Source organism: Rathayibacter sp. VKM Ac-2804 (assembly GCF_009866655.1).
Lineage (GTDB): Bacteria > Actinomycetota > Actinomycetes > Actinomycetales > Microbacteriaceae > Rathayibacter.
The window spans coordinates 1,473,568-1,495,353 of the sequence record NZ_CP047420.1 but is presented as its reverse complement, the minus strand read 5'-3'; the positions used below and the strand labels follow the sequence as shown (position 1 = coordinate 1,495,353).

Here is a 21,786-nt window from a genome sequence, read left to right as displayed (position 1 = left end):
GCTCAGGCCTCGCTGATGCTGCGCGAGCCAGCGTCGAAGCGGCCGAGGTCGCCCGTCTCGCCCGCCTGAACGGCCCGGCGGCCGAGCACCAGGACGTAGGCGAGGAAGCCGCCCAGCGCGAGCGCGCCGATGCCGATCTTCAGCCACCACGGCCACGGCGCCGGCGTCACGAAGCCCTCGATCACGCCCGAGACGAGCAGGACGAAGACCAGCCCGATCGCGACGGTGAACAGACTCCGCGCGTCCTCCGCGAGCGCCTGCCCGCGGGTGCGCGGACCCGGCGCGATCCACGCCCAGAAGATCCGCAGACCGGCCGCCGCCGCGACGAACACCGCGGTCAGCTCGAGCAGGCCGTGCGGGAGGATGTAGAGGAAGAACGTGTCGCCCTCGCCGACGTGGAACATCACCGCGACCGAGGTGCCGAGGTTCTGCGCGTTCTGCAGCAGGATGTACGGCACGTAGACGCCGACGATGCCGAAGGCGACGCACTGCGCCGCGATCCAGGCGTTGTTCGTCCAGACCTGGCCGGCGAAGGACGCCGCCGGGTTCTCCGAGTAGTAGTCGACGAAGTCCTCCTGGGCGAAGCGGCGCAGCTGCTCGTCGTCGCCCAGCGCGGCCAGCAGGCGCGGATCGCCGAGGATCCACACCGCGTAGAGGCCGGCGACCAGCACGGTGGCGAGTGCGACGGCCAGGGTCAGCCAGCGGATCCGGTACAGGGCGGCGGGGAGCGAGACGACCGCGAAGCGGGCGACGGCCGCGAGCGGCTCCTCCCGCGTGCCGGTGAGCCTGCCCCGCGCCCGCGAGAGCGAGACGGCGAGGCGGGTGCCGACGGCGGTCGAGCCCGCGGTGGAGGAGATCGCGGCGAGGTCGGCGGAGGCGGCCTGGTAGCGCTCGACGAGCTCGTCGGCCTCGCCGCCGGTCAGCCGGCGCTTCCGGGCGAGCTCGTCGAGGCGGGTCCACTGGGCGCTGCGCGCGGCCGAGAGAGCGTCGATGTCCATCTGCTGAGATGATAGCCGGGGCCGACGATCGAGGGAGCTGCTGCATGTCCGACGACCGCGACGACGCCGCCTTCGACAGCGCCGGCCTCGTGACCGGCGAGGCGATCGCCCTCGAGATCCCCGTCACCTCCTTCGTCCTGCGGGCCGCCGGCGCGATCATCGACCTCGCCGCCGAGGTCCTGCTCGCCTTCGGCCTCTTCTACCTCGTCGCCGTCCTCGCGGGCGACGGCGGGCTCGACCCCGCCGCCACGGCCGCCGTCGCGATCGCCGCCCTCGTCGTCTCGATCGTGCTCGTCCCCGTCGCCGTCGAGACCGCCACGCGCGGGCGCTCGCTCGGCAAGCTCGCCGTCGGCGCCCGCGTGGTCCGCGACGACGGCGGGTCGATCGGCTTCCGGCACGCGCTCGTCCGCGGGCTGACCGGGGTGCTCGAGATCGTGATGACGGCGGGCGGGCTCGCCGCGGTGGTCGGTCTGCTGTCGAGCCGCTCCCGCCGCCTCGGCGACGTGCTCGCCGGCACCCACAGCCGGCTCGAGCGCGTGCCCGCCGCTCCTCCGCTGGTCGTCGAGGTCCCCGCACCGCTCGCGGGCTGGGCTGCGACCGCGGACGCGGCGCGCCTGCCGGACGCCCTCGCGCGGCGCCTCGCGCAGTTCCTCCGCCAGCGCTCCGGGATGACCGAGCCCTCGCGGTCGCAGCTCGCCGCCGCGCTCGCGCGCAGGAGGCCGCGCCGTTCGTCTCGCCGCTGCCGACCGCCCCCGCCGAGGACTTCCTGCTCGCCGTCGCGGCACTCCGCCGGCGGCGCGAGGAGCGCGCGCTGCAGCTCGTCGACCGGCACATCACCAGGCTCGCGCCGGTGCTCGCGGACGCGCCGCGAGGCTTCCCCGTGCGCGAGGAGGCGCGGCGGGCTCAGCCCGCTCGGCCCGCTCAGGACAGCGGCGGCTCGAGGTAGCGGACCGTCTCCCAGCCCCGGGGCACCAGCAGCCGCCGGTCGTGCTCGGCGCACAGGTCGTAGCCGTGCGGATCGGGCTGCGGACTGAGCGGCCCGACGGCGACGAGCGAGTCGCGGTAGTCGTAGGTCAGCGTCACGACCGCGGGGAGGCTGCACCCGGTGCGCGAGCACTGCCGTCGGTCCATCGCGCCACAGTAGCAACAGGCTCCGGGGCAATAAGCTGGTCCAATGCCCCGCGCACGCCGTTCCACCGCTCGTCAGTCGAGCTCGGTGCGCGGCGGCTCGCGCGACCGGCACGGCCGCGGCATCCGCGGAGCGGTCACCGGTCCGCACCTGCCGCCGCTGCAGACCCGGGCGGACTTCTTCGAGACCACGATCGGCTCGGCCTTCGACTACCTCCGCGGCGCCTGGCCGGACGAGCTGGCCGGCATCCGCGTCGACCTCGCCTCCACGCCGGACGTCGATCCGGCGCGGCTGCAGGGCACGGGGATCGCCCGCTGGCGCGTGGATCACGCGGCCCGGCGCATCACGCTCTACCGCGTCCCCATCGAGCGGCTGGCGAAGCTGCACCGCCGCGACGAGTGGCACCAGCGGATGATGATCGAGAGCTACGTCTTCCGCGCCGTCGCCGAGCTGCTCGGCCGCGACCCGTGGGACATCTCCCCGGACCGGTTCCGGCACCACTGACCCGCCCCGCACGGCGGGCCGTGGGCGAGCCGCTCAGTGCGAGTAGACGGTGACCGGCGAGGACAGCGGCCCGGGCGGCACGATCGCGTAGCCCGCGATCCGACCCTCGTTCGCGATCGAGACGGACGCCTGCACGGGCTGGTCGCTCGTGACGACCACGGCGTCGACGCCCAGCTCGGCCGACACCGACGCGAACGGACCGATGTCGAGGGTGCGGCTGCCCGCCTCCGACTCGAGCTGCACCGACGCCGAGGTGTCGCTGCCGTTGGCCAGGTGCAGGACGGCCCCGGCCTCGCCGGTGTTGCCGACCCCGAACGGCACCTCGGTGGCGGTCCCCGAGACGAACCAGGCGAAGTCGGTCCCGGCGGGGCCGGTCGACGTCGTGCGGCCCGCTGCGACGACGGGCTGGTCCGAGGTGAGCGTGACCCGGTAGGAGCCGTCCGCGAGGCCGGAGAGCGGGACCTCGCCGACGCGGCCGGCGGGGACGACGACCTGGGTCGAGGTGCCGATGCCGCTCGGGTCCTCGTTGGCGACCTCGATCGAGACGGTGCTGTCCGCCTCGCCGGGCGCGAGGATCCGCAGGACAGGGGTGCCCTCGCCGCCGGTGCCGTCGTCGCCGGCGGTGTCCGCCGGAGGCGACGCGACGGTGAAGCCGGAGATCACGGTGAGCGTCGACGGGGCGGCCGCGGGTCCGGTGGTCTCGACGCCCTGCGGGGTGAGCCCGGAGATGGCGCTGCTCTGCAGGCTCGCCGCGATCTCGCCGCCGCGCGCGGTCATCCGGACGACGGGCTGGACGACGTCGGGGGCGAGCCCGGCGAGCGGGAGGGCGCGGACGGTGCCCGCGGGGACGACGATGCCGGTGGCGCCGGTCGCCGGGACGACGCCGTTCTCGCCGTAGAGCGAGAGGTCGACGGTGGCGGCCACCTCGCTCGGGTTGGCGAGGACGAGCACCGAGGTGCGGCCGACGTCGGTCGACCCGGCGACGAGCCAGCTGTCGGCCGACGGCTCCGCGCAGCCGAGCGCGGAGAGCCCGGACAGCTGCTCGGTCGCGATCGACTGCGTCGTCACGCCGCCCGGTGTCGGGTCGGACTCCGCGGGGACGTCGAGGCGGGTGATCCCGGTCCCCGGGGCCGCCACGTCGGCCTCGTCGAGGACCGACTGGTCGCCCGTCGCGTCCCGGGGCCAGAGCGAGGTGCCGGAGTCGGCGAGGGCGCGGAGCTCCTCGGGGTCGCTCGCGTCGATCAGGCTGCCGGCGCAGACCAGCGCGCTGTCGGCCGCCACCGGGGTGACGACGACGCCGTCGGCGGCGCGGCTCGCGAGCGGCGACGGCAGGAGCTGGGGCAGCACGACGGCGGCGGCCGCCAGAGCCAGTCCCGCGGCACCGGCCGCACCGCGGGAGTGCGCTGCGGCGCCGGCGGGCGGCCGAGACGGTGCGGTCGCGCGTCGCCGGCTGGCGAGCCGGAGCAGCTGCCGCGGTGGCGCGCCCGGCACGCCGGTCGGCGCGCGAGGGGCGGGGCGGGGGCTGCGTCATGCGCGTCTCCTGGTCGGCGGGATCAGGCGTCGCGGATCCGGGCTCCACGGGGTCAGGCATCGTCGGTCCCGTCGTCGAACTGGCCGGTGGCCTCGCCGGGCTCGTCGTCGATCCCCGCGACGGCGGCACCCGAGCGGGACCGCTCGAGCGAGAGGCCGGTCGGGACGGCCAGCAGGAGCGCGACCAGGAAGACGATGAGCAGGGCGATCGTGTAGGCGACGCCGAACGGTCCGACCACGCCCCGAGGCGCGGCGTCGATCCGGGTGCCCTCGGCGTCCACCGCGGTCCAGAGCAGGCCGTACTGGGTGTCGCCGACCGCGGAGAAGGCGGCGTTGCCGTCGAGCGACACCGCGGCGCGGGCGCTGACGGCCGAGGCGGCGTCGCCCGCGTCGTCGCCGGCCGGCGGAGCGAGCACGACGAAGCGCACGCCGAGCTCCTGCAGCGCCGCGGGGACGTCGTAGCCGGTGCGGGAGACGAGGTTGCCGGCGAGCTCGTCGATCGCGTCCGTCTGCTCGGTGCCGGTGGCCGCGAGCGTCGACTGCTGATCGAGGGTCGCTCCGGCGCCGCGCTCGAGGCGCGCGAGGATCCCGCCGTCGGACTGCGGCACCAGGACGATCGTCCCCACGCGCGGCTCGTTGAGCGCCTCCGCGGCGACGTAGGCGGGCAGCGAGCGGTCGGAGCCGGCGGTGGTGACGGAGCTCGCGTCCGTCGGGAAGAGGACGGCCAGCGGGGCGACGAGGACGACCGCGGCGGCCGTGACGACCAGCGCGGGCACGGTCCGGTAGGAGGGCAGGGCGGCGACCGAGAGCGAGAAGCCGACGACGAGGCCGAGCCAGTAGAGGCTCAGACCGGTCCCGCTCCAGACCGCGACGGTCTCCGAGCCGGCCGTGGTGACCTGCAGGCCCTGGGCGAGCGCGGCGGTGAGCAGACCGGCCGCCGCGACGCCGACTCCCCCGAGTGCCGAGAGGTTGTTCGGCAGCAGCAGCGCCGCGAGCGCCGAGACGACCAGCGGCAGGACGAGCACCGCGGTGGCGAGGCCCGCCGCCGAGGCGGGGATGCCGAGACCGCTGAGGAACCCGAGCCAGTCCGTCGTGAAGCCGGACGGGAAGCCCGCCACGAGCGAGAAGAAGTCCGCGTGGGCGGAGGGCAGCGGCACCCCGGGATCGGCGAGGATCGCGAACCAGTCGCCGCGCTGGGCGTGCGCGACGATGATCGGGAAGAGCAGCGCGAGCGCCGGGATCGGCAGACCGGCGAAGCGGCCGATGCGGCGACCCGAGGTGGCCAGCACGACGATCCAGATCAGCGCGAGGGGCACGGCCAGCACGGGGGCGCAGGCGATGATCGCCGCCGCGAGGATCGACGCGGTCGCCGAGGAGGACCAGGAGCGGTAGGCGCCGAACCCGGCGAAGAAGAGCCAGGGCAGCAGGACGTGCACGAGGATCGCGGCCGGGCGGCCCTCGGACTGCGCGGCGAAGAAGGCGGGGGCCAGCAGGTAGACGAAGGCGCCGGCGCCGCGCGCGATCGGCCGCGCGGTGAGGCGGGCGATCATCATCCAGGCGCCCATCGTCGCCAGCGGCAGCGCGGTCAGGTAGAGCAGGACGATCGAGAAGCTCGGCGCCCAGAAGGTGAGCGAGCCGAGCACGGCGAGCACCGCGGCGAACGGGTCCGCCGCGCCGATGAAGCCGGAGCCGAGATCGCGCCAGCCGTAGGCGGCGTTGCGCCACAGCTCGCCGACCGTGGGCGAGAGGGTGAGCAGACCGCCGCCGCCCATCGCCGTGGCCGCGAGGAGGCGCGTGTAGACGATCAGGCCGGCGAGGGCCGCGACCAGCACGATCCAGACTCCACCGCCCTGGAAGAAGTGCAGCGGGTGCCGCTCGCGGCTGGCCTGGACCCGGACGGCGTCGTGCCGGACCGAGCGGAGCTGTCGGACGACGTCGAGCGGGATGCGCAGCGGGGCGATCGCCTTCCAGCCCACGTTCTTCGACGAGCGCAGGACCTTCCTGGCGTGGAGGACCTTGGTGCCGCCGAACGCGACCACGAACGCGGCCAGCAGCTCGCCGCCCACCAGCCCCGGCTGCTTGCGCAGGAGCCGGACGGCGGCGCGGCCGACGGCCAGCGGCACGAGCGACAGCCAGTGCACGACGAGCAGGGCGACCGGGGCGTAGGCCAGGCGGCGGTGCAGCTGCGCGGTGCGGTGCTGACGCGCGCGCCGGCGCTCCCCGCTGTCGATCCGGCGGCCGTCGGGGCGCTGCAGGCCGATGCGGGCAGTGGTCACCCGGGCGTCCGGGACGCGGCTCACCCGGTGCCCGGCGAGGCGGGTGCGGAGCGAGAAGTCGAGGGCGTCGTCGACGACGGGCAGCCCGGGGTCGAAGCCGCCGAGCTCCTCCCAGAGCGCGTGCCGGACGAGCATGCCGCCGGCCGCGACGGCGAGCACGTCGGGCGTGGCGTCGTGCTGGCCCTGGTCGAGCTCGTCCTCGACGAGGTGGACGGTGGTGCCGTAGTTGGTGATCGACTCGCCGTAGCTGCGGATGTAGCCGGAGCGGGTCCAGTCCATCACCTTCGGCCCGGCGACCGCCACGGAGGGAGCGACCTCGACCGCGCCGAGGAGCGCGGCGAGCGCGCCCGGCTCCGGAGCCGAGTCGGCGGCGAGCAGCCACAGCCACTCGTCCTCGCCCGTCGGCGCCTGCATCACGCGCACGGCGCGGGCGACGGCCTGGCCGAACGGGAGGTTCTCGGCGACCTGCACGAACTGCGTCGGACCCCAGCCGGAGAGGAGCTCGCCGGTCGCGTCCTTCGAGCCGCCGTCGACGAACACGGTCGCATCGGGCTGACGGGTCTGGGCCCGCAGCGCCGCGAGGGTTCGCTCCAGGTAGGCCGCGCCGTTGTGCGCGACCAGGACGGCGGTGACTCGTGGATACATCGCGGACCACCCTAAGCGATGGGCGCGCGGCGCCCCGCGGCGGCTCGCCGCACCCGGCGAGCGGCGGTCGTCACGCCCGACGGCGCAGCTTGCGACGCTCGCGCTCGGAGAGACCGCCCCAGATGCCGAAGCGCTCGTCGTTCTCCAGGGCGTACTCGAGGCACTGGGCCCGGACCTCGCAGGAGGTGCAGATCTTCTTCGCGTCGCGCGTCGATCCGCCCTTCTCGGGGAAGAACGCCTCGGGGTCGGTCTGGGCGCAGAGCGAGTCGACCTGCCACGACAGCACGCCGCCGGGCGCCTGGCTGTCGGAGTCGATGCTCTGGCGGACACCGGGCACGCCGAGCCGGACCGGATCGACGAACCAGTCCTCGGGGACCGCCCGCATCTCGGAGCCGCTGCCGCCGCCGATGTCACGTCCGGAGACGCTGTCGGGAATCGCCATACCGTCTCCTACCCCGCCCACGAACATGATCGGCGACCGGCTCCTCCCGGAGCGGCTGCCTCAGTAATTACATCGGTGTCATTCGCTGAGGTCAAGTCGCGGACCATAAACCCTCAACCCGCCGTGGAGGGTTCACGACACACCGGCGTGTCGCGACCGTGTCGAAGCTCCCGGCGGGCGTCAGGACGTCGCGGCGCTGCGGGCGCGCCAGGCGCTCTCGACCATCTCGGCGACCGTGTGGCGCATCTCCCAGCCGAGGTCGCGGGCGGCGGTCTCCCCCGACGCGACGATGCGGGGCGGGTCGCCCGGGCGGCGCGGAGCCACTTCGGGGGTGAAGGCGATGCCGGTGCTGTCGGCGATCGCCGTCATGATCTCGCCGACCGAGGCGCCGGAGCCGCTGCCCAGGTTGTAGACGGGGTCGATCGGCTCGCCGGCGGAGAGCCGGCGGGCGGCCGCGACGTGGGCGAGGGCGAGATCGGCGACGTGGATGTAGTCGCGGACGCAGGTGCCGTCCGGGGTTGGGTAGTCGTCGCCGTTGATCCGCGGCGTGCGGCCGGCCAGGAGCGCCTCGAAGACGAGGGGGAAGAGGTTGTGCGGGCTGGTGTCGTAGAGGTCGGGGTAGCCGGAGCCGACGACGTTGAAGTAGCGGAGGGAGGCGTGGCGCACCCCGTGCGCCCGGCCGGCGTCGGCGAGCAGCCACTCGCCGATCAGCTTCGACTCGCCGTAGGGCGACTCCGGGCTCTTCGGGGTGCTCTCCGTGACGAGCTCGACGTCGACCGCACCGTAGACCGCGGCGCTGGAGGAGAAGACGATCGAGCGGACGCCGGCGCGCTCCATCGCGGCGAGCACGCGCATCGTGCCGGTGACGTTCTGCTCGTAGGTGTGCAGCGGGCGCTGCACCGAGACCCCCGCGTACTTGAAGCCGGCGACGTGGACGACGCCCTCGATGTCGTGCTGCGCGAAGACCTCGTCCAGCAGCGCCTCGTCGAGGATCGAGCCGCGGTGGAACGGCACTCCCTCGGGGACGAACCCCTCGTGGCCGGACGACAGATCGTCGAGGACGACGGGGTCGATGCCCTGCTCGGCGAACGCGCGCACCACGTGCGCTCCGATGTACCCGGCGCCGCCGGTGACCAGCCATGCCATGTGGATCCTCCTCGATGACGGGGCGCCGCGCGCGCACCGACGCAACCCTAGCGGCGGGGCGGAGGCGCACAGGTGGCGGGATCTCGCGGTGCGGGGATATCCTGCCGCCATGCTCCGCTCCGTCGCCGTCCTCGCCCTGCCCGGTGTCGCCCCGTTCGAGTTCGGCGTGGTCTGCGAGGTCTTCGGGATCGATCGTCGCGACCACGGCGGACCGGTCTTCGACTTCCGGATCGCGACCGCGGATCCGGGGCCGGTGCGCACCTCCCTCGGCTTCGACCTGGTGATCTCCGAGGGACTCGACGCGGCCGAGGACGCCGACCTGATCGCCGTGCCCGCGCATCCGCTCGGCCCGGTCGACGAGCGGGTGCTCGCCCTCCTGCGGCGCGCCCACGAGCGGGGAGCGTGGATCCTGAGCGTGTGCAGCGGCGCCTTCGTGCTCGCCGAGGCCGGTCTGCTCGAGGGGCGGCGGGCCACGACGCACTGGATGCACGCCGACGAGCTCGCCCGGCGCTACCCGGCCGTCGACGTCGACCCGGACGTCCTGTTCGTGCAGGAGGGCCGGATCGTCACCGGCGCCGGCACCGCGGCGGGGATCGACGCCTGCCTGCACGTCGTCCGGGAGGAGCTCGGCGCCGCGGCCGCGAACGTCGTCGCACGCCGCATGGTGGTGCCGCCGCAGCGCCACGGCGGCCAGGCGCAGTTCATCCCGACGCCGATGCCGGAGGCGCGCGCGGACTCGCTCGCCGAGGTCACCGAGTGGATGCTGCGCCACCTCGACGAGGAGCTGAGCATCGACGTCCTGGCGCGGCGCGCGCTGATGTCGCCCCGCACGTTCGCCCGCCGCTTCCGCGCCGACCTGGGCACGACGCCGCTCGCGTGGCTGAACCGCCAGCGCCTCCTCCGCGCACAGCATCTGCTGGAGGAGTCCGACCTGACGCTCGAGGCGATCGCCGTCCGCGTCGGCTTCGGCACCGCCGCCGTCCTCCGCCACCACTTCACCCGCGTGCTGCAGACGACGCCGGCCGCCTACCGCCGCACCTTCGCGCCGGCGGCCGCCGCCGCCTCCTGACCGCCGCCGGTCAGACCGTGGCGACGAAGAGGGTGCCGCTGCCGGCGACCGAGAGGGCGCGCTCGGCCGGCGTGATGTAGACGCTGCCGCCGCGCTCGACGGTGACGGAGCCCTCCGCGCCCTGCACGGTGAACGACCCGGCGGTGGCGATCGCGATCGCCGGCCCGTCGAGCTCGACGCGCACCGGCTCGTCCGTGGCCGGCTCGACGACGGCGAGGAGGAAGTCCGGCACGTCCGGCCGGTAGACGCGCAGGCCCGGCGCCGGCTCCTCGGCCTGCAGATAGGGCACCGGCAGCGGCGAGAACTCGAGCACGTCGACCAGCTCGGGCACGTCGATGTGCTTGGGGGTCAGCCCGCCGCGCAGGACGTTGTCGGAGGCGGCCATCAGCTCGACCCCGGTGCCCGCGAGGTAGGCGTGGATGTTGCCGGCGGGCAGGTACAGCACTTCGCCGCGGGCGAGACGCACGCGGTTGAGCAGCAGCGAGAGCACGACGCCCGGGTCGCCCGGGTATGCCTCGGCGAGCGAGCGCACCGTCGCGGTCTCGAGCCGGTCGTCACCCTCGGACGCCGCCACCACCGCTGCGATCAGCGCCGCGACCTCGTCGCGGTCGCCGTCGGCGAGCAGCCACGAGACCGCCCGGCGCAGGACGACCGCCGGCTCGCCGTCGAGCTCCGCGGAGAACCGCTCGATCGCCGCCGCCTGCTCCCCCGTCGCACGGCCGGCCAGCTCGGCCAGGAGGGCCCGCGTGCCGACGAGCTCGCGGAAGCCGCAGAGCGCGTCGAAGCTCTCCGTCAGCGCGTAGATCAGCTCCGGCTTGTGGAACGGGTCCTTGTAGTTGCGCTCGGCCGCGTCGCGCGGGACGCCGGCCTCGTCCTCCTCGACGAAGCGGCGCTGCGCCGTCTCCGACGACGGGTGCGCCTGCAGCGAGAGCGGCGCACCGGCCGCGAGGATCTTCAGCAGGAACGGCAGCCGCGGGGCGCCGGACACGGGGTCGACCGACCCCGCCACTCCGGCGAGCGCCGTCTCGGGCTCGCGGGCGATCCACTCGGCGAGGGTCGACGCGCCGACCGAGGCGGGGTCGAGGATGCGGGCCGGCGAGCCCGGGTGCGCCCCCAGCCAGAGCTCCGCCTCGGGACGGCCGGACGCCGCGGTGCCGAGGGCGTCCGAGATGCCGGTGAGCGAGCCCCAGGCGTAGTCGCGGGGGGTGTTGCCGATCGGGATGAACACGGCGAGGGCCTTCCGTTCCGGGGGCGGTGTGCGAGGCGGCACCGTCCGGATCCTGCCGGGGCGGGCCGGGCCCGACGCTAGCAGGATCTACAAGAGCGGCCCCGGAGGAGCGGCCGCCGCTTGGCGCCGATCGCCAGCGTCCGTGCCGCCCGGGCACCCCCTTCGTACGCTGGGAGGAGCCGCACCGCCGCCGCTCCTGCGGGCCGAGTCGCTGCGCGCCCGAGCGATGGAGCGATGAACCATGGACAGCACGACCTTCGAACTGCTCGACGCCGACTTCTACGGCTTCGAGGCGCGGCTCACCCCCGCAGAGAAGGAGCTCCTGGTCGGCGTGCGCGCGTTCCTCGAGGAGCAGGTCCGGCCGATCGCCGACGAGTACTGGGAGCGCGCGGAGTTCCCGCGCCAGCTGATCCCCGGGATCCACGCCACCGGAGTGATCGGCCTCTCCTGGCCCGAGACCCGGGCGATCGAGAACTCGTCGGTGTTCCGCGGCTGGGTCGCGCTCGAGTTCGGCCGGGTCGACGCGAGCATCGCCACCTACGTCGGCGTGCAGAACGGCCTCGTGATGGGGACGGTCGGCGTCGCCGGCTCCGAGGAGCAGCGCGCCGAGTGGCTGCCCAAGCTCGCCTCGGGCGAGGTGATCGGCGCCTTCGGGCTGACCGAGCCGCACTCCGGCTCCGACTCCGCGCAGGGCCTGCGCACCACGGCCCGCCGCGAGGGCGACACCTGGATCCTCGACGGCGAGAAGCGCTGGATCGGCAACGCGACCTTCAGCGACGTCACCGTCATCTGGGCGAAGGACGTCGCCGACGGCCAGGTGAAGGGCTTCCTCGTCCCCACCTCCACGCCGGGCTACCGCGCCACGGCCATCGCCCGCAAGCAGAGCCTGCGCACCGTGCAGAACGCCGACATCGTGCTCGAGGGGGTCCGCGTGCCGGAGTCGCTGCGCCTGCAGGGCGCGAACTCGTTCCGCGACACCGCGAAGGTCCTGCGGCTGACCCGCGCCGAGGTCGCCTGGCAGGCGATCGGCGTCGCGATCGGCGCCTACGACGCCGCCCTGCGCTACGCCCGCGAGCGGGTGCAGTTCGGCAAGCCGCTGGTCGGCCACCAGCTGGTGCAGGACCTGCTGGTCAAGAGCATCGGCAACATCACCGCGAGCATCGCCCTGGCCACGCGGGTGTCCGAGATGCTCGACGCCGGCGAGCAGCGCGACGAGCACTCCGCGCTCGCGAAGGCGTACACGACGGCGCGGATGCGCGAGACGGTCGCCTGGTGCCGCGAGGTGATGGGCGGCAACGGCATCGTCCTCGACTACGGGGTGGCGCGGTTCTTCGCCGACGCCGAGGCGCTCTACTCCTACGAGGGCACCCGGGAGATGAACACGCTGATCGTGGGCCGCGCGATCACGGGCAGCGCGGCGTTCGTCTGAGCGGCGGCCCGCCCGCTCGCCGGCCCCCCGCTCCCTAGACTGTTCGCCATGATCCGACGCGCCGCGCCCGCCGCTCCCCGAGCGCTCGCGGTGGCCGTGCTCACCGTGATGCTCGGCGGTCAGGCGCTGCGGAACCTCGCCGGCTGGTGGGGCTGGGGCGTCGTCGTCGCGGCGCTGCTCGTCGGGGTCGTCGTCGTGCTGGTCCGCGTCCGGCCGCGCCTGCGCTGGAGCCGCACCCCGAAGGCGCTCCTCGGGTTCCTCGCCCTCGCCGTGCTCTCGCTGCTCTGGTCGGCCTACCCCGGAGCGAGCGCCATCGGCGTCGTCGCGCAGCTCGCCACGTCCCTCGGCGCGGTCGCGCTGGCTCTGACGCTCAGCACGGCGCAGTTCGTGAGCGCCCTCGGCCGCGCGCTGCGGATCACCGTCGGCGCCTCGCTCCTGTTCGAGCTCGTCGTCGCCGTCGTGGTCCGCGCGCCCGTGCTGCCGTTCGTCATCGATCTGCCGGCCGGCCGCATCCCGGACGCCTTCTACTGGTCGCAGGCCGCCCTCTTCACCGGCGAGCCGATCCAGGGCCTCGTCGGCAACCGCAACCTGCTCGGCTTCCTCGCCCTGCTCGGCCTGATCGTCGTGCTGATCGAGCTCGCCGCCCGCAGCCTCCGTCCCCGCTGGGGCGTCGTCTGGATCGTCCTGTTCGCGGCGGCGCTCCTGCTCACCCGCTCCGCCACCGTGCTGCTCTGCGTCGTCGCCGTGGCGGCCGCGGCGGCCTTCGCACTCTGGGCGCGGCGCCGCGGCGAGTCGGAGCGGCGGCCCGTCTACGTCACGGCCGCGGCGACCGCCGTCGTCCTCGCCGGCGGCGCGCTCGCCGGCTGGGGCACCCTGCTGGGACTGCTCGGCAAGAGCGAGGACGCGACGGGCCGCCTCGACATCTGGCGCTCGGTCTCGGCCCTGGCCGCCGAGCGGCCCGTCCTCGGCTGGGGCTGGGTCAGCTACTGGGCGCCCTGGGCCGCGCCGTTCGACACCCTCGCCGAGCGCAAGGGCGTCCTGTACCTGCAGGCGCACGACGCCTGGCTCGACGTCTGGTTCCAGCTCGGGATCGTCGGGCTGGTGCTCTTCAGCGCCCTCGTCGTCTCCACCCTCTGGCGCGCCTGGTTCCGCGCCGTCGACCGCCCCCGCCGCAGCGCGACGGCTGCGCTGCCCTACTCGGCCGTCTCGCTCGCCCCGCTCCTGCTGATCGTCGCCCTGCTCGCGCAGGCGCTGTTCGAGAGCCGGCTCCTGATCGAGAGCGGCTGGCTCCTCCTGGTGGCCCTGGCGGTCCTGACCAAGCAGCCCGCCAACGAGGAGGAGGACGCGCTCGCCGCCGAGCCCATCCCCCTCGCCGGCCAGCGCACGGCCCGATGACGGGCGGACGGCCGTCCGCTCTGCCCGCCGCCCTGGCGGACGCGCTGGCGTCCCCGCAGTTCGCGGCGGCCCTCGCGCAGACGTCCCTCGTCGTCGTGCTCTGCGCCCCCGCGGTGCGGGGGATGATCGGCTGGCCCGGCTACATCGCCGCGATCGCCACGCTCACCGCCCTCGCCGCCGTCATGCTCGTGCTGCGGCGCGAGCTGCTCGACTGGGAGGGGCTGCTGCCGACCAGCATCCTGGTCTTCCTCGGCTGGATCGCCCTCAGCACGCTCTGGAGCGGATATCAGTGGGCGACCGCCTCGAGCGTGCTCTACCAGCTCGCCCTCGCCTTCCTCGCGATCGCGATCGGGCTCACCCGCGACATCATCCAGGTGATCCGCGCGGTCGGCGACGTGATGCGCGTCGTGCTGATCGGCTCGCTGGCGGTCGAGGTGCTCTCCGGAGTCCTGATCGACCGGCCGCTGCGCTTCCTCGGCGTCGAGGGCCTGCTCGCCGCCGGCGGCCCGATCCAGGGCCTCGTCGGGACCCGCAACCAGCTCGGGCTGGTCTGCCTCCTGGCGATCGTCACCTTCTCGGTCGAGCTGATGACCCGGTCGGTCGCGCGCGGCCCGGCGCTCGCCTCCCTGGCCCTCGCGGTGGTCACGCTGGTGCTCACCCGCTCGGCGGTCAGCGCCGGCGTCCTCGTCGTCGCGGCGGTCGTGGCGCTCATCCTCCGCTGGGTGCGCCGGGGCACCGGCGACCAGCGCCGGCGCCGGCAGTACGCGACGCTCGCGGTGGTCGCCGCCTCCGCGCTCACCGCCTGGCTCTTCCGCTTCCGGATCGTCGACCTGCTCAACGCCGGCAGCGAGTTCGAGTTCCGGATCACCCTCTGGCAGCAGGTCTGGCGCTTCACCGATCTCGCCCCGATCATCGGCTGGGGCTGGGTCGGCTACTGGCGGACCGACCTCTACCCGTTCAACGCGATCGACTTCCTCTCCGGCCGGCCGCACTCCTCGAGCCTCAACGCGCTCTTCGACCTCGCGCTGCAGGTGGGCGTCGTCGGGGTCGCGCTCTTCCTCGTGCTCGTCGGCCTCGCCCTCTGGCGCTCGTGGATCATCGCCTCCGAGCGCAAGGCCGTCGTGCACGTCTGGCCCGTGATGGTGCTGAGCGTCCTCGTCGTCACCTCGCTCGCCGAGAGCGCGCTCCTGGTCGACGCCGGCTGGCTGCTGCTGGTGATCTGCGCGATGCGGGCCGCGCAGGGTCTCAGCTGGCGGCGGCTCCTGCACCCCGGGGACCGGCCCGGCGGGCTCCCCCGACAGCCCGCAGCACCGCCAGGTGCTCCTCGCGGCAGCGCTCCCAGCTGAACCGGGCCGCTCGCTCGACGCCCTTCGCGCCGAGCTCGGCGGAGCGCTCGATCGCCTCGAGGATCCCGTCCGCGATCGAGCGCGGCTCGAGCGGATCGACGAGCACGGCGGCGTCGCCGCAGATCTCGGGCAGCGATCCGGAGTCGGCGGCCGCCACCGGGCAGCCCGAGGCCATCGCCTCGATCGGCGGGAAGCCGAACCCCTCGTAGAGGCTCGGGAAGGCGAGGACCGCGGCGCGCCGGTAGATCTCCGCCAGCTCCTCGGCGCCCACGTGCCCGCGCCACTCGACGAAGTCGGGCAGCGGGCCGAGCCTGTCCAGGTCGCCGCCGGTGAGCACTAGGCGCAGGTCGTGGCCGTCGGCGCGGAGCAGCCGCATCGCCTCGAACAGCCGGGCGTGGTTCTTGTGCGGCCAGGCGCGCGCCGGGTAGAAGACGAAGTCCTCGCGCTCGCCCAGGTGCGGGCGGAACCGCTCGGTGTCGACACCGAGGTGCGACACGTGGATCCGCTCCTCCGGGATCCCGAGCAGCTCGACGATCCGCCCCTTGGTGAAGGCGCTGATGGTGATGATCGCGTCGGCGCGGCGGGCGGTGGCCTCGTAGGCGATCCGCCGGAAGACGCGCTCGACGCGCGGGAAGAGCTGCGGCAGATCGCGGTGCTGCAGGTCGAAGACCATCTGCACGTGCCCCTGCCGGCGCGAGGGCCAGGGCAGCGGGACGGTGAAGGGGAAGTAGAGGATCTCGTCCGGCCCGAGCAGCCGACGGAGCCGGACGGTGCGGGCGAGCGCCTGCAGCATGCCGGTCGCGCGGCGGCGGTGGCCGGCCCCGCTGACGACGCCCTCGGCGACGATCTCGGGCACGCCCTCGCTGAAGCCGCGGGCGTTCTCCGGGACGAGCGCCTGCACGCGCAGCCCCTCCTCCCCCGGCCTCGGGACGAGCAGCCGGGTCAGCGCGCGGGCGTAGGTCTCGCCGCCGCCCATCCCCCCGGGGTCGACGGTGAGCACGGCGAGCGTGACGGCGAGGCGTTCCGGCATGGCGTCCGATCGGGTCGAGGCACTGTCGAGGTGCGGGCCGGGTCAGGATACCCGCGCCCGGGTGCCGTCCCGCGGACCCTCGGCGGCGTCGCTCCCCGGCCCGGCAGAGGCCGGTGGGTAGTATGTAGCCCGCTGTCACCGACCCCGACGAAACGGACCACCACGTGCCCCGCGCTTTGATCACCGGAATCACCGGCCAGGACGGCCTCTACCTCGCCGAGCTGCTGCTCGAGAAGGGCTACGAGGTCTTCGGGCTCGTCCGAGGGCAGAACAACCCCAAGTACGAGCTCGTCCGCCGCACCGTCCCCGAGGTGACGCTGCTCACCGGTGACCTGACCGACGTGTCGAGCCTCGTGCGCGTGCTCGCCGCCTCGCAGCCCGACGAGGTCTACAACCTCGGCGCGATCTCGTTCGTCGCCTACTCGTGGGAGAACGCGTCGCTCACGACCGACGTGACCGGCAAGGGCGTGCTCAACATCCTCGAGGCCGTCCGCCTCTACGCCGGCGACGACATGTCGCGCGTGAAGTTCTATCAGGCGTCCTCGTCCGAGATGTTCGGCAAGGTCCAGCAGGTCCCCCAGAGCGAGGAGACGCTCCTCTGGCCGCGCTCGCCCTACGGCGTCGCCAAGGTCTTCGGTCACTACATGACCATCAACTACCGCGAGTCCTACGGCATGCACGCCTCGTCGGGCATCCTCTTCAACCACGAGTCGCCCCGCCGCGGCCCGGAGTTCGTCACCCGCAAGATCAGCCTCGCGGTGGCCCGCATCAAGCTCGGCCTCCAGGAGACGCTGGAGCTCGGCAACCTGGACGCCAAGCGCGACTGGGGCTTCGCCGGCGACTACGTCGACGCGATGTGGCGGATGCTGCAGCAGCCCGAGGGCGACGACTACGTGGTCGCCACCGGCGAGACCCACGAGATCCGCGAGTACCTCGACATCGCCTTCAACCACGTCGGCATCGAGGACTGGACCCCCTACGTCACGCAGAACCCCGCGTTCATGCGCCCGGCCGAGGTCGACCTGCTCATCGGCGACCCGGCGAAGGCGCGCGACGTGCTCGGCTGGCAGCCCAAGGTCTCCTTCCCGGAGCTGGTCTCGATGATGGTCGAGAACGACCTCGCCGAGCAGTCCGCGCTGATCAAGTAGCCGCCGTGCCCGCAGCGTTCGTCACCGGGGCGAGCGGACAGGACGGGGGCTACCTCGTCGAGCGTCTGCTCGCCGACGGCTGGGAGGTCTCCGCGCTCGTCCGCGACGAGGACGCGTCCCTGCCCGCCGCCGTCCGCCCGTTCCAGGGCGACCTCCGCGACGCCGCCGGCCTCGGCCGGGTGGTCGCCGAGGCGCGACCCGACGTGGTCTTCCACCTCGCGGGGATCTCCTCGGTGGCGCAGTCCTGGCAGGAGCCGGTGCTGACCGCCGAGGTGACCGGCACGGCCGTCGCCGCGCTGCTCGAGGCCTCGCTGGCCCTGCAGGACTCGGCGGGCCGCGAGGTGCGCTTCGTGCAGGCCTCCTCCTCGGAGATCTTCGGAGCGGCGACCGACAACCCGCAGACGGAGTCGACGCCGATCCGCCCCGTCTCCCCCTACGGCGCAGCGAAGGCGTTCGCGCACCTCCTCGTCGGCGTCTACCGCGGCCGCGGGCTGCACGCGTCGTCCGCGATCCTCTACAACCACGAGTCGCCCCGCCGACCCGAGGGCTTCGTCACCCGGAAGATCACGGCCGGAGCCGCCGCGATCGCCGCCGGCACCGCCACGGAGCTCTCGCTCGGCAACCTCGACGCCCGCCGCGACTGGGGCTGGGCGCCCGACTACGTCGACGCGCTCGTCCGCGCCTCGCGCGCCGAGGCGAGCGGCGACTACGTCGTCGCGACCGGCGTCGCGCACTCGGTCCGCGAGTTCGTCGCCGCCGCCTTCGCGGCCGTCGGCATCGACGAGTGGGAGGACCGGATCCGCATCGATCCGCGCTTCGCCCGCCCCGTCGACGCCCCCGAGATGCGCGGCGACGCGTCGAAGGCCCGGACCGAGCTCGGCTGGGCGCCGACGGTCGCCTTCGAGGAGATCGTCGCCCGCATGGTCGAGCACGACCTCGAGCTCGCCCGCGCCGCGGGCTGAGCACCTCGACCCGTCCCGCGCCCGTCGAGGTACGGCGGCGCAGGGGTTACGTACAATGATCTGGCTGCCGCCCCGGCAGTGCTAGGGCTGGGAGTCCGATGAGCAGCAGGAAAACGACGATCACGCGCGCGGCCGACCGCGTCGACGCGATCGCACAGGAGCCGTTCCACCAGAGCGGGACCCAGCCGGGTCAGCGCTCCGGCGGCTTCGTCTCGTCGCTGATCGACATCTTCCGGCACCGCGAGCTGCTCCGCCTGCTCGTCAACCGCGAGCTGAAGGCGCGCTACAAGGACTCGAGCCTCGGCTTCGTCTGGACCCTCATCCGCCCGCTCGTGATGCTGATGATCTACTACGTGGCGATCGGCCAGTTCCTCGGCGCGGCCCGCGGCATCCCGGTCTTCGCGATCTTCGTCTTCTGCGGCCTGACGCTGTGGAACCTCTTCAGCGAGATCGTCGCGACCGGCACGACCTCGATCCTCGCCAACGCGGGACTGATCAAGAAGGTCTACCTGCCGCGCGAGATCTTCCCGGTCGCCACCATCGGCGCCGCGCTGTTCAACTTCGCCGTGCAGTTCCTGGTGCTGATCGTCGGGGCCGTCGCGCTCGGGGCGCTCAACGTCAGCTGGCAGCTGCTCTTCATCATCCCGGCGCTCGCGGTCACCCTGGTCTACGGCCTGGCGCTCGCCCTCGCGCTCTCGGCGCTCAACGTCTACCTCCGCGACGTCCAGTTCCTCGTCGAGGTCGGCCTCCTGATCTTCTTCTGGCTCTCGCCGATCACCTACGCGTGGTCCTTCGTCGTGCAGACCGTTCCGGGCTGGCTCGAGCAGATCTACCTGCTCAACCCGATGACCAACGCGATGCTCGCCTTCCAGCGGGCGATCTGGGGTCCGGGCTCGCGCGAGACCCAGGTCGAGCAGGCCGACGGCAGCTTCAACACCGTCGCCGGTCAGCCGTGGCCGGCCGACATGGCCCTCCACCTCTTCATCGTCTTCCTCGTCGGGGTCGTGCTCGTGTGGCTCGCCCACCGCGTCTTCCGCCGCCTCGAGGGCAACTTCGCACAGGAGATCTGATCCCATGACGCTCGAGTCCGAGGTCGCCCTTCCCGAGTCGGTCGAGATGCCGACGATCATCCGCGTCCAGAACGCCTCCAAGCGCTTCGTCATCCGCAAGGACAAGAGCGTCAAGGAGCGCATCGTCAACTTCGGGCGCGGCAAGCAGCACCGCGACGACTTCTGGGCGCTGCGCGACATCGACCTCGAGATCCCGCTCGGCTCGACGGTCGGCCTGATCGGCGCGAACGGCTCGGGCAAGAGCACGCTGCTCAAGCTCATCGGCGGCATCATCCAGCCCACCACCGGCACCGTCGAGCGCCGCGGCCGGCTCGCGGCGCTGCTCGAGCTCGGCGCGGGCTTCCACCCCGACCTCACCGGGCGCGAGAACGTGTTCCTCAACGGCGCGATCCTCGGCCTCTCCCGCAAGGAGCTCGAGGACAAGTTCGACTCCATCGTCGAGTTCTCCGAGATCGTCGACTTCATCGACACCCAGGTGAAGTTCTACTCCTCCGGCATGTACGTGCGGCTCGCCTTCGCGATCGCCATCCACACCGACCCGGACCTCCTCCTCGTCGACGAGGTCCTCGCGGTCGGCGACGAGCCGTTCCAGCGCAAGTGCATGGACCGCATCCGCGCCTTCCAGCGCGCGGGCAAGACCATCGTGCTGGTCACCCACTCGCTCGAGCAGGTCGGCGAGCTCTGCGACCGCACCGTCGTCCTCCAGCACGGCAACGTCATCTACGACGGCGAGACCGCGCGCGGCCTCGAGGTGCTGCGCAACGGCTTCGAGAACTCCCGTCAGGAGCGCGTCGAGCGCGAGACGGCCGAGGCGATCGTCGAGGCCGAGGAGGCCGGCGAGGAGCCCGAGCCGCTGCCCGCCGCCGAGATCGTCAGCGTCGAGCTCGAGGGCGGGACGCTCGAGGAGGGCAACCGCACCCTCCGCCCCGGCGACGACCTGACGGTGTCGGTCACGCTGCGGCCGCTCAGCGGCGCCCCGGTCGAGAACTGGTTCGTGGGCATGGGCGTCGACACCCCGCTCGGCCAGGTGGTCTTCGGCACCAACACCATGCGCCTCGGCTTCGAGCACCCGCCGCTGACGGAGGAGACCACGATCACGTTCTCCCTCCCGGACATCCGCTTCGGCGGTGGCACCTACGCGGTGCACGCCTCCGCATCGACGCTCGGCAACGGCGAGTTCGTCCGCGTGCCGGTCGGCGCCCGCTTCACCGTCGAGCGCAGCGACAAGCGCGTCGGCCTCGTGAGCGTCGCCGCCTCGGCCACCGTCGACGGCGTCACCCGGGCGTGACCGCGCGCCGGGTGCGGCTGCTCGTCGACGCGAGCCCGCTCGCGGCCGGGCGGCTCACCGGGGTCGGGCACGTGCTGCTCGAGACGCTCCGCGCCCTCGGCGAGGAGCGGTTCCGCCGCGAGGTCGAGGTGGTGCTCTTCGCCCCCGCGTCCGAGACCGCGGCGATCGCCCGGCACGGACTCGGCTTCCGGGTGCGCGGGATCCCGCTCCCCCGGCGCCTGGTCGGCCTGCTGACCCGGACGCGGCTGCCGATCGACCCGCTGCTCGGCCGCGGGGTGTACTTCTTCCCCAACTACCGCAACTGGGCCCTCAGCTCCCGCTCGAGGGCGATCACCTTCGTCCACGACGCGTGCTTCGCCGTCCGCCCCGACCTCGTCCCCGCGGCACGTCGCGCGCTGCTGACCGCCCTGATGCCGGGCTGGCTCGCCCGCTCCGACCTGGTCGCCACCGGGACCCCCTCGGCCGCCGGTGAGATCGAGCGGCACCTCGGTGTCGCGGCCGAGCGGCTCCGCATCCTGCCGACGACGGTGGACTCGGCCGACTTCCGCCCGCGGCCGGCCGACGAGGTGGCCGCGGTCACCGCGCGCGTCGGCGCCGAGCGCTACCTGCTCTACGTAGGCGCCGTCGAGCCGCGGAAGAACGTCGCGGCGCTGATCCGCGCGTTCGCGGCCGCCGAGCGCCCGGCCGGCTGCACGCTGCTGATCGTCGGCGCGACGGCCTGGGACGACGACGACGTCCGCGAGGCGGTCGCGCAGGCCCGCGCAGCGGGAGCCGACGTGCGGCTCTCCCCGGTGTTCGTCGAGGACGAGGAGATGCCGGCGCTGATGACCGGCGCGGACGCCCTCGCGCTGGTCTCGCTGCACGAGGGCTTCGGTCTGCCCGCCCTCGAGGCGGTCGCCACCGGGACGCCCGTCCTCGTCTCCGACATCCCGGGGATCCACGACGCACTGCGCGGTCACGAGGCGGCGGCGACCTTCGTCCCGGTCGGCGACGAGGACGCCCTCCGAGGGGCGATCGAGACCGCTCTCGCGCGGCCCCGGCGGATCGAGCCCGGCCCGATCGCCCCGTGGAGCGACGCCGCGGAGGCGCTGATGCGCGCCGCCCGGGAGCTCGAGGACCGCTGAGCCCGCGGACGGCCCAGCGCCCGCGAG

General features: G+C 73.8%; 18 protein-coding genes and 1 pseudogene. 11 read left to right on the top strand and 8 right to left on the bottom strand.

Going from position 1 to position 21,786, the window contains the following annotated elements; all coding sequences use genetic code 11:
- Positions 1–2: 2 nt before the first annotated feature.
- Positions 3–998 (bottom strand): stage II sporulation protein M, encoded by a 996-nt coding sequence (locus tag GTU73_RS07025; RefSeq protein WP_160088130.1) that lies wholly within the window; start codon positions 996–998, stop codon positions 3–5.
- 8 nt (positions 999–1,006) lie between these two features.
- Between GTU73_RS07025 and GTU73_RS19560 the strand changes: the two are divergent.
- Positions 1,007–1,453: pseudogene (locus GTU73_RS19560) on the top strand (RDD family protein); the annotation flags it as partial.
- 466 nt (positions 1,454–1,919) lie between these two features.
- Here GTU73_RS19560 and GTU73_RS07015 read toward each other — a convergent pair.
- The gene (locus tag GTU73_RS07015) at positions 1,920–2,129 is read right to left on the bottom strand and encodes a DUF3499 family protein (protein WP_160088128.1); all 210 of its coding nucleotides are present in this window, start codon (positions 2,127–2,129) and stop codon (positions 1,920–1,922) included.
- Between the two features lie 43 nt (positions 2,130–2,172).
- Between GTU73_RS07015 and GTU73_RS07010 the strand changes: the two genes are divergently transcribed.
- Complete coding sequence (locus GTU73_RS07010; protein WP_160088126.1) at positions 2,173–2,631, top strand: metallopeptidase family protein; 459 nt, start codon at positions 2,173–2,175, stop codon at positions 2,629–2,631.
- A gap of 33 nt (positions 2,632–2,664) precedes the next feature.
- Here the strand turns inward: GTU73_RS07010 and GTU73_RS07005 are convergent, their stop codons facing one another.
- From GTU73_RS07005 to galE, 4 genes are all read right to left on the bottom strand, one after another.
- Complete coding sequence (locus tag GTU73_RS07005; RefSeq protein WP_160088124.1) at positions 2,665–3,978, bottom strand: DUF5719 family protein; 1,314 nt, start codon at positions 3,976–3,978, stop codon at positions 2,665–2,667.
- Positions 3,979–4,214: 236 nt separating this feature from the next.
- Entirely contained in the window at positions 4,215–7,082 is a 2,868-nt protein-coding gene (locus tag GTU73_RS07000) for a glycosyltransferase family 2 protein (protein ID WP_160088122.1), read from the bottom strand.
- Between the two features lie 70 nt (positions 7,083–7,152).
- On the bottom strand, positions 7,153–7,467 hold the full coding sequence (locus GTU73_RS06995; RefSeq protein WP_160091257.1) for a WhiB family transcriptional regulator: 315 nt from the start codon (positions 7,465–7,467) through the stop codon (positions 7,153–7,155).
- Positions 7,468–7,704: 237 nt separating this feature from the next.
- Positions 7,705–8,670: a UDP-glucose 4-epimerase GalE gene (gene galE / locus GTU73_RS06990; RefSeq protein ID WP_160088120.1), complete on the bottom strand. Its 966-nt coding sequence runs from the start codon at positions 8,668–8,670 to the stop codon at positions 7,705–7,707.
- Positions 8,671–8,779: 109 nt separating this feature from the next.
- Here galE and GTU73_RS06985 point away from each other — a divergent pair, with 109 nt between their 5' ends.
- Complete coding sequence (locus GTU73_RS06985; protein ID WP_160088118.1) at positions 8,780–9,739, top strand: helix-turn-helix domain-containing protein; 960 nt, start codon at positions 8,780–8,782, stop codon at positions 9,737–9,739.
- Positions 9,740–9,749: 10 nt separating this feature from the next.
- Here GTU73_RS06985 and manA read toward each other — a convergent pair whose 3' ends face one another.
- Positions 9,750–10,967, bottom strand: a complete 1,218-nt coding sequence (gene manA / locus GTU73_RS06980) for a mannose-6-phosphate isomerase, class I (RefSeq protein ID WP_160088116.1) — start codon at positions 10,965–10,967, stop codon at positions 9,750–9,752.
- A 241-nt stretch (positions 10,968–11,208) separates the two neighbouring features.
- Between manA and GTU73_RS06975 the strand changes: the two genes are divergently transcribed.
- From GTU73_RS06975 to GTU73_RS06965, 3 genes are read left to right on the top strand one after another with little or no spacing between them, the layout of a single operon-like run.
- On the top strand, positions 11,209–12,396 hold the full coding sequence (locus GTU73_RS06975; protein ID WP_160088114.1) for an acyl-CoA dehydrogenase family protein: 1,188 nt from the start codon (positions 11,209–11,211) through the stop codon (positions 12,394–12,396).
- Positions 12,397–12,444: 48 nt separating this feature from the next.
- Positions 12,445–13,791 carry an O-antigen ligase family protein gene (locus tag GTU73_RS06970; RefSeq protein WP_160088112.1) on the top strand — a complete coding sequence of 449 codons (1,347 nt, stop codon included), beginning with the start codon at positions 12,445–12,447 and terminating at the stop codon, positions 13,789–13,791.
- On the top strand, positions 13,788–15,137 hold the full coding sequence (locus GTU73_RS06965; protein WP_160088110.1) for an O-antigen ligase family protein: 1,350 nt from the start codon (positions 13,788–13,790) through the stop codon (positions 15,135–15,137). The genes GTU73_RS06970 and GTU73_RS06965 overlap by 4 nt, the downstream gene beginning before the upstream one ends.
- Here GTU73_RS06965 and GTU73_RS06960 read toward each other — a convergent pair.
- Positions 15,037–16,167 carry a glycosyltransferase family 1 protein gene (locus GTU73_RS06960; RefSeq protein WP_160088108.1) on the bottom strand — a complete coding sequence of 377 codons (1,131 nt, stop codon included), beginning with the start codon at positions 16,165–16,167 and terminating at the stop codon, positions 15,037–15,039. The genes GTU73_RS06965 and GTU73_RS06960 overlap by 101 nt on opposite strands.
- A gap of 164 nt (positions 16,168–16,331) precedes the next feature.
- Between GTU73_RS06960 and GTU73_RS06955 the strand changes: the two genes are divergently transcribed.
- The 5 genes from GTU73_RS06955 to GTU73_RS06935 all read left to right on the top strand — a co-directional run bounded on the left by GTU73_RS06955 (position 16,332) and on the right by GTU73_RS06935 (position 21,759).
- Positions 16,332–17,315 carry a GDP-mannose 4,6-dehydratase gene (locus GTU73_RS06955; protein WP_160088106.1) on the top strand — a complete coding sequence of 328 codons (984 nt, stop codon included), beginning with the start codon at positions 16,332–16,334 and terminating at the stop codon, positions 17,313–17,315.
- 5 nt (positions 17,316–17,320) lie between these two features.
- A complete protein-coding gene (locus GTU73_RS06950; protein ID WP_160088104.1) occupies positions 17,321–18,277 on the top strand; it encodes a GDP-mannose 4,6-dehydratase in 957 nt (318 codons plus the stop codon).
- Between the two features lie 98 nt (positions 18,278–18,375).
- Entirely contained in the window at positions 18,376–19,347 is a 972-nt protein-coding gene (locus GTU73_RS06945; protein WP_160088102.1) for an ABC transporter permease, read from the top strand.
- Positions 19,348–19,351: 4 nt separating this feature from the next.
- A complete protein-coding gene (locus tag GTU73_RS06940; protein ID WP_244231797.1) occupies positions 19,352–20,635 on the top strand; it encodes an ABC transporter ATP-binding protein in 1,284 nt (427 codons plus the stop codon).
- The gene (locus GTU73_RS06935) at positions 20,632–21,759 is read left to right on the top strand and encodes a glycosyltransferase family 1 protein (protein WP_160088100.1); all 1,128 of its coding nucleotides are present in this window, start codon (positions 20,632–20,634) and stop codon (positions 21,757–21,759) included. The genes GTU73_RS06940 and GTU73_RS06935 overlap by 4 nt, the downstream gene beginning before the upstream one ends.
- The last annotated feature ends 27 nt before the right edge of the window (positions 21,760–21,786 follow it).

What these genes read in the sequence shown, in the direction of transcription:
- GTU73_RS06995 (WP_160091257.1), bottom strand. Translation starts at nt 7,467, where the DNA reads ATGCGGGCGGTCCCCGAGGACTGGTTCGTCGATCCGGTCCGGCTCGGC.
- GTU73_RS06945 (WP_160088102.1), top strand. Translation starts at nt 18,376, where the DNA reads ATGAGCAGCAGGAAAACGACGATCACGCGCGCGGCCGACCGCGTCGAC.
- GTU73_RS07015 (WP_160088128.1), bottom strand. Translation starts at nt 2,129, where the DNA reads ATGGACCGACGGCAGTGCTCGCGCACCGGGTGCAGCCTCCCCGCGGTC.
- GTU73_RS06960 (WP_160088108.1), bottom strand. Translation starts at nt 16,167, where the DNA reads ATGCCGGAACGCCTCGCCGTCACGCTCGCCGTGCTCACCGTCGACCCC.
- GTU73_RS07010 (WP_160088126.1), top strand. Translation starts at nt 2,173, where the DNA reads ATGCCCCGCGCACGCCGTTCCACCGCTCGTCAGTCGAGCTCGGTGCGC.
- GTU73_RS06970 (WP_160088112.1), top strand. Translation starts at nt 12,445, where the DNA reads ATGATCCGACGCGCCGCGCCCGCCGCTCCCCGAGCGCTCGCGGTGGCC.
- GTU73_RS07025 (WP_160088130.1), bottom strand. Translation starts at nt 998, where the DNA reads ATGGACATCGACGCTCTCTCGGCCGCGCGCAGCGCCCAGTGGACCCGC.
- GTU73_RS06940 (WP_244231797.1), top strand. Translation starts at nt 19,352, where the DNA reads ATGACGCTCGAGTCCGAGGTCGCCCTTCCCGAGTCGGTCGAGATGCCG.
- galE (WP_160088120.1), bottom strand. Translation starts at nt 8,670, where the DNA reads ATGGCATGGCTGGTCACCGGCGGCGCCGGGTACATCGGAGCGCACGTG.
- GTU73_RS06985 (WP_160088118.1), top strand. Translation starts at nt 8,780, where the DNA reads ATGCTCCGCTCCGTCGCCGTCCTCGCCCTGCCCGGTGTCGCCCCGTTC.
- GTU73_RS06975 (WP_160088114.1), top strand. Translation starts at nt 11,209, where the DNA reads ATGGACAGCACGACCTTCGAACTGCTCGACGCCGACTTCTACGGCTTC.
- GTU73_RS06965 (WP_160088110.1), top strand. Translation starts at nt 13,788, where the DNA reads ATGACGGGCGGACGGCCGTCCGCTCTGCCCGCCGCCCTGGCGGACGCG.
- GTU73_RS07000 (WP_160088122.1), bottom strand. Translation starts at nt 7,082, where the DNA reads ATGTATCCACGAGTCACCGCCGTCCTGGTCGCGCACAACGGCGCGGCC.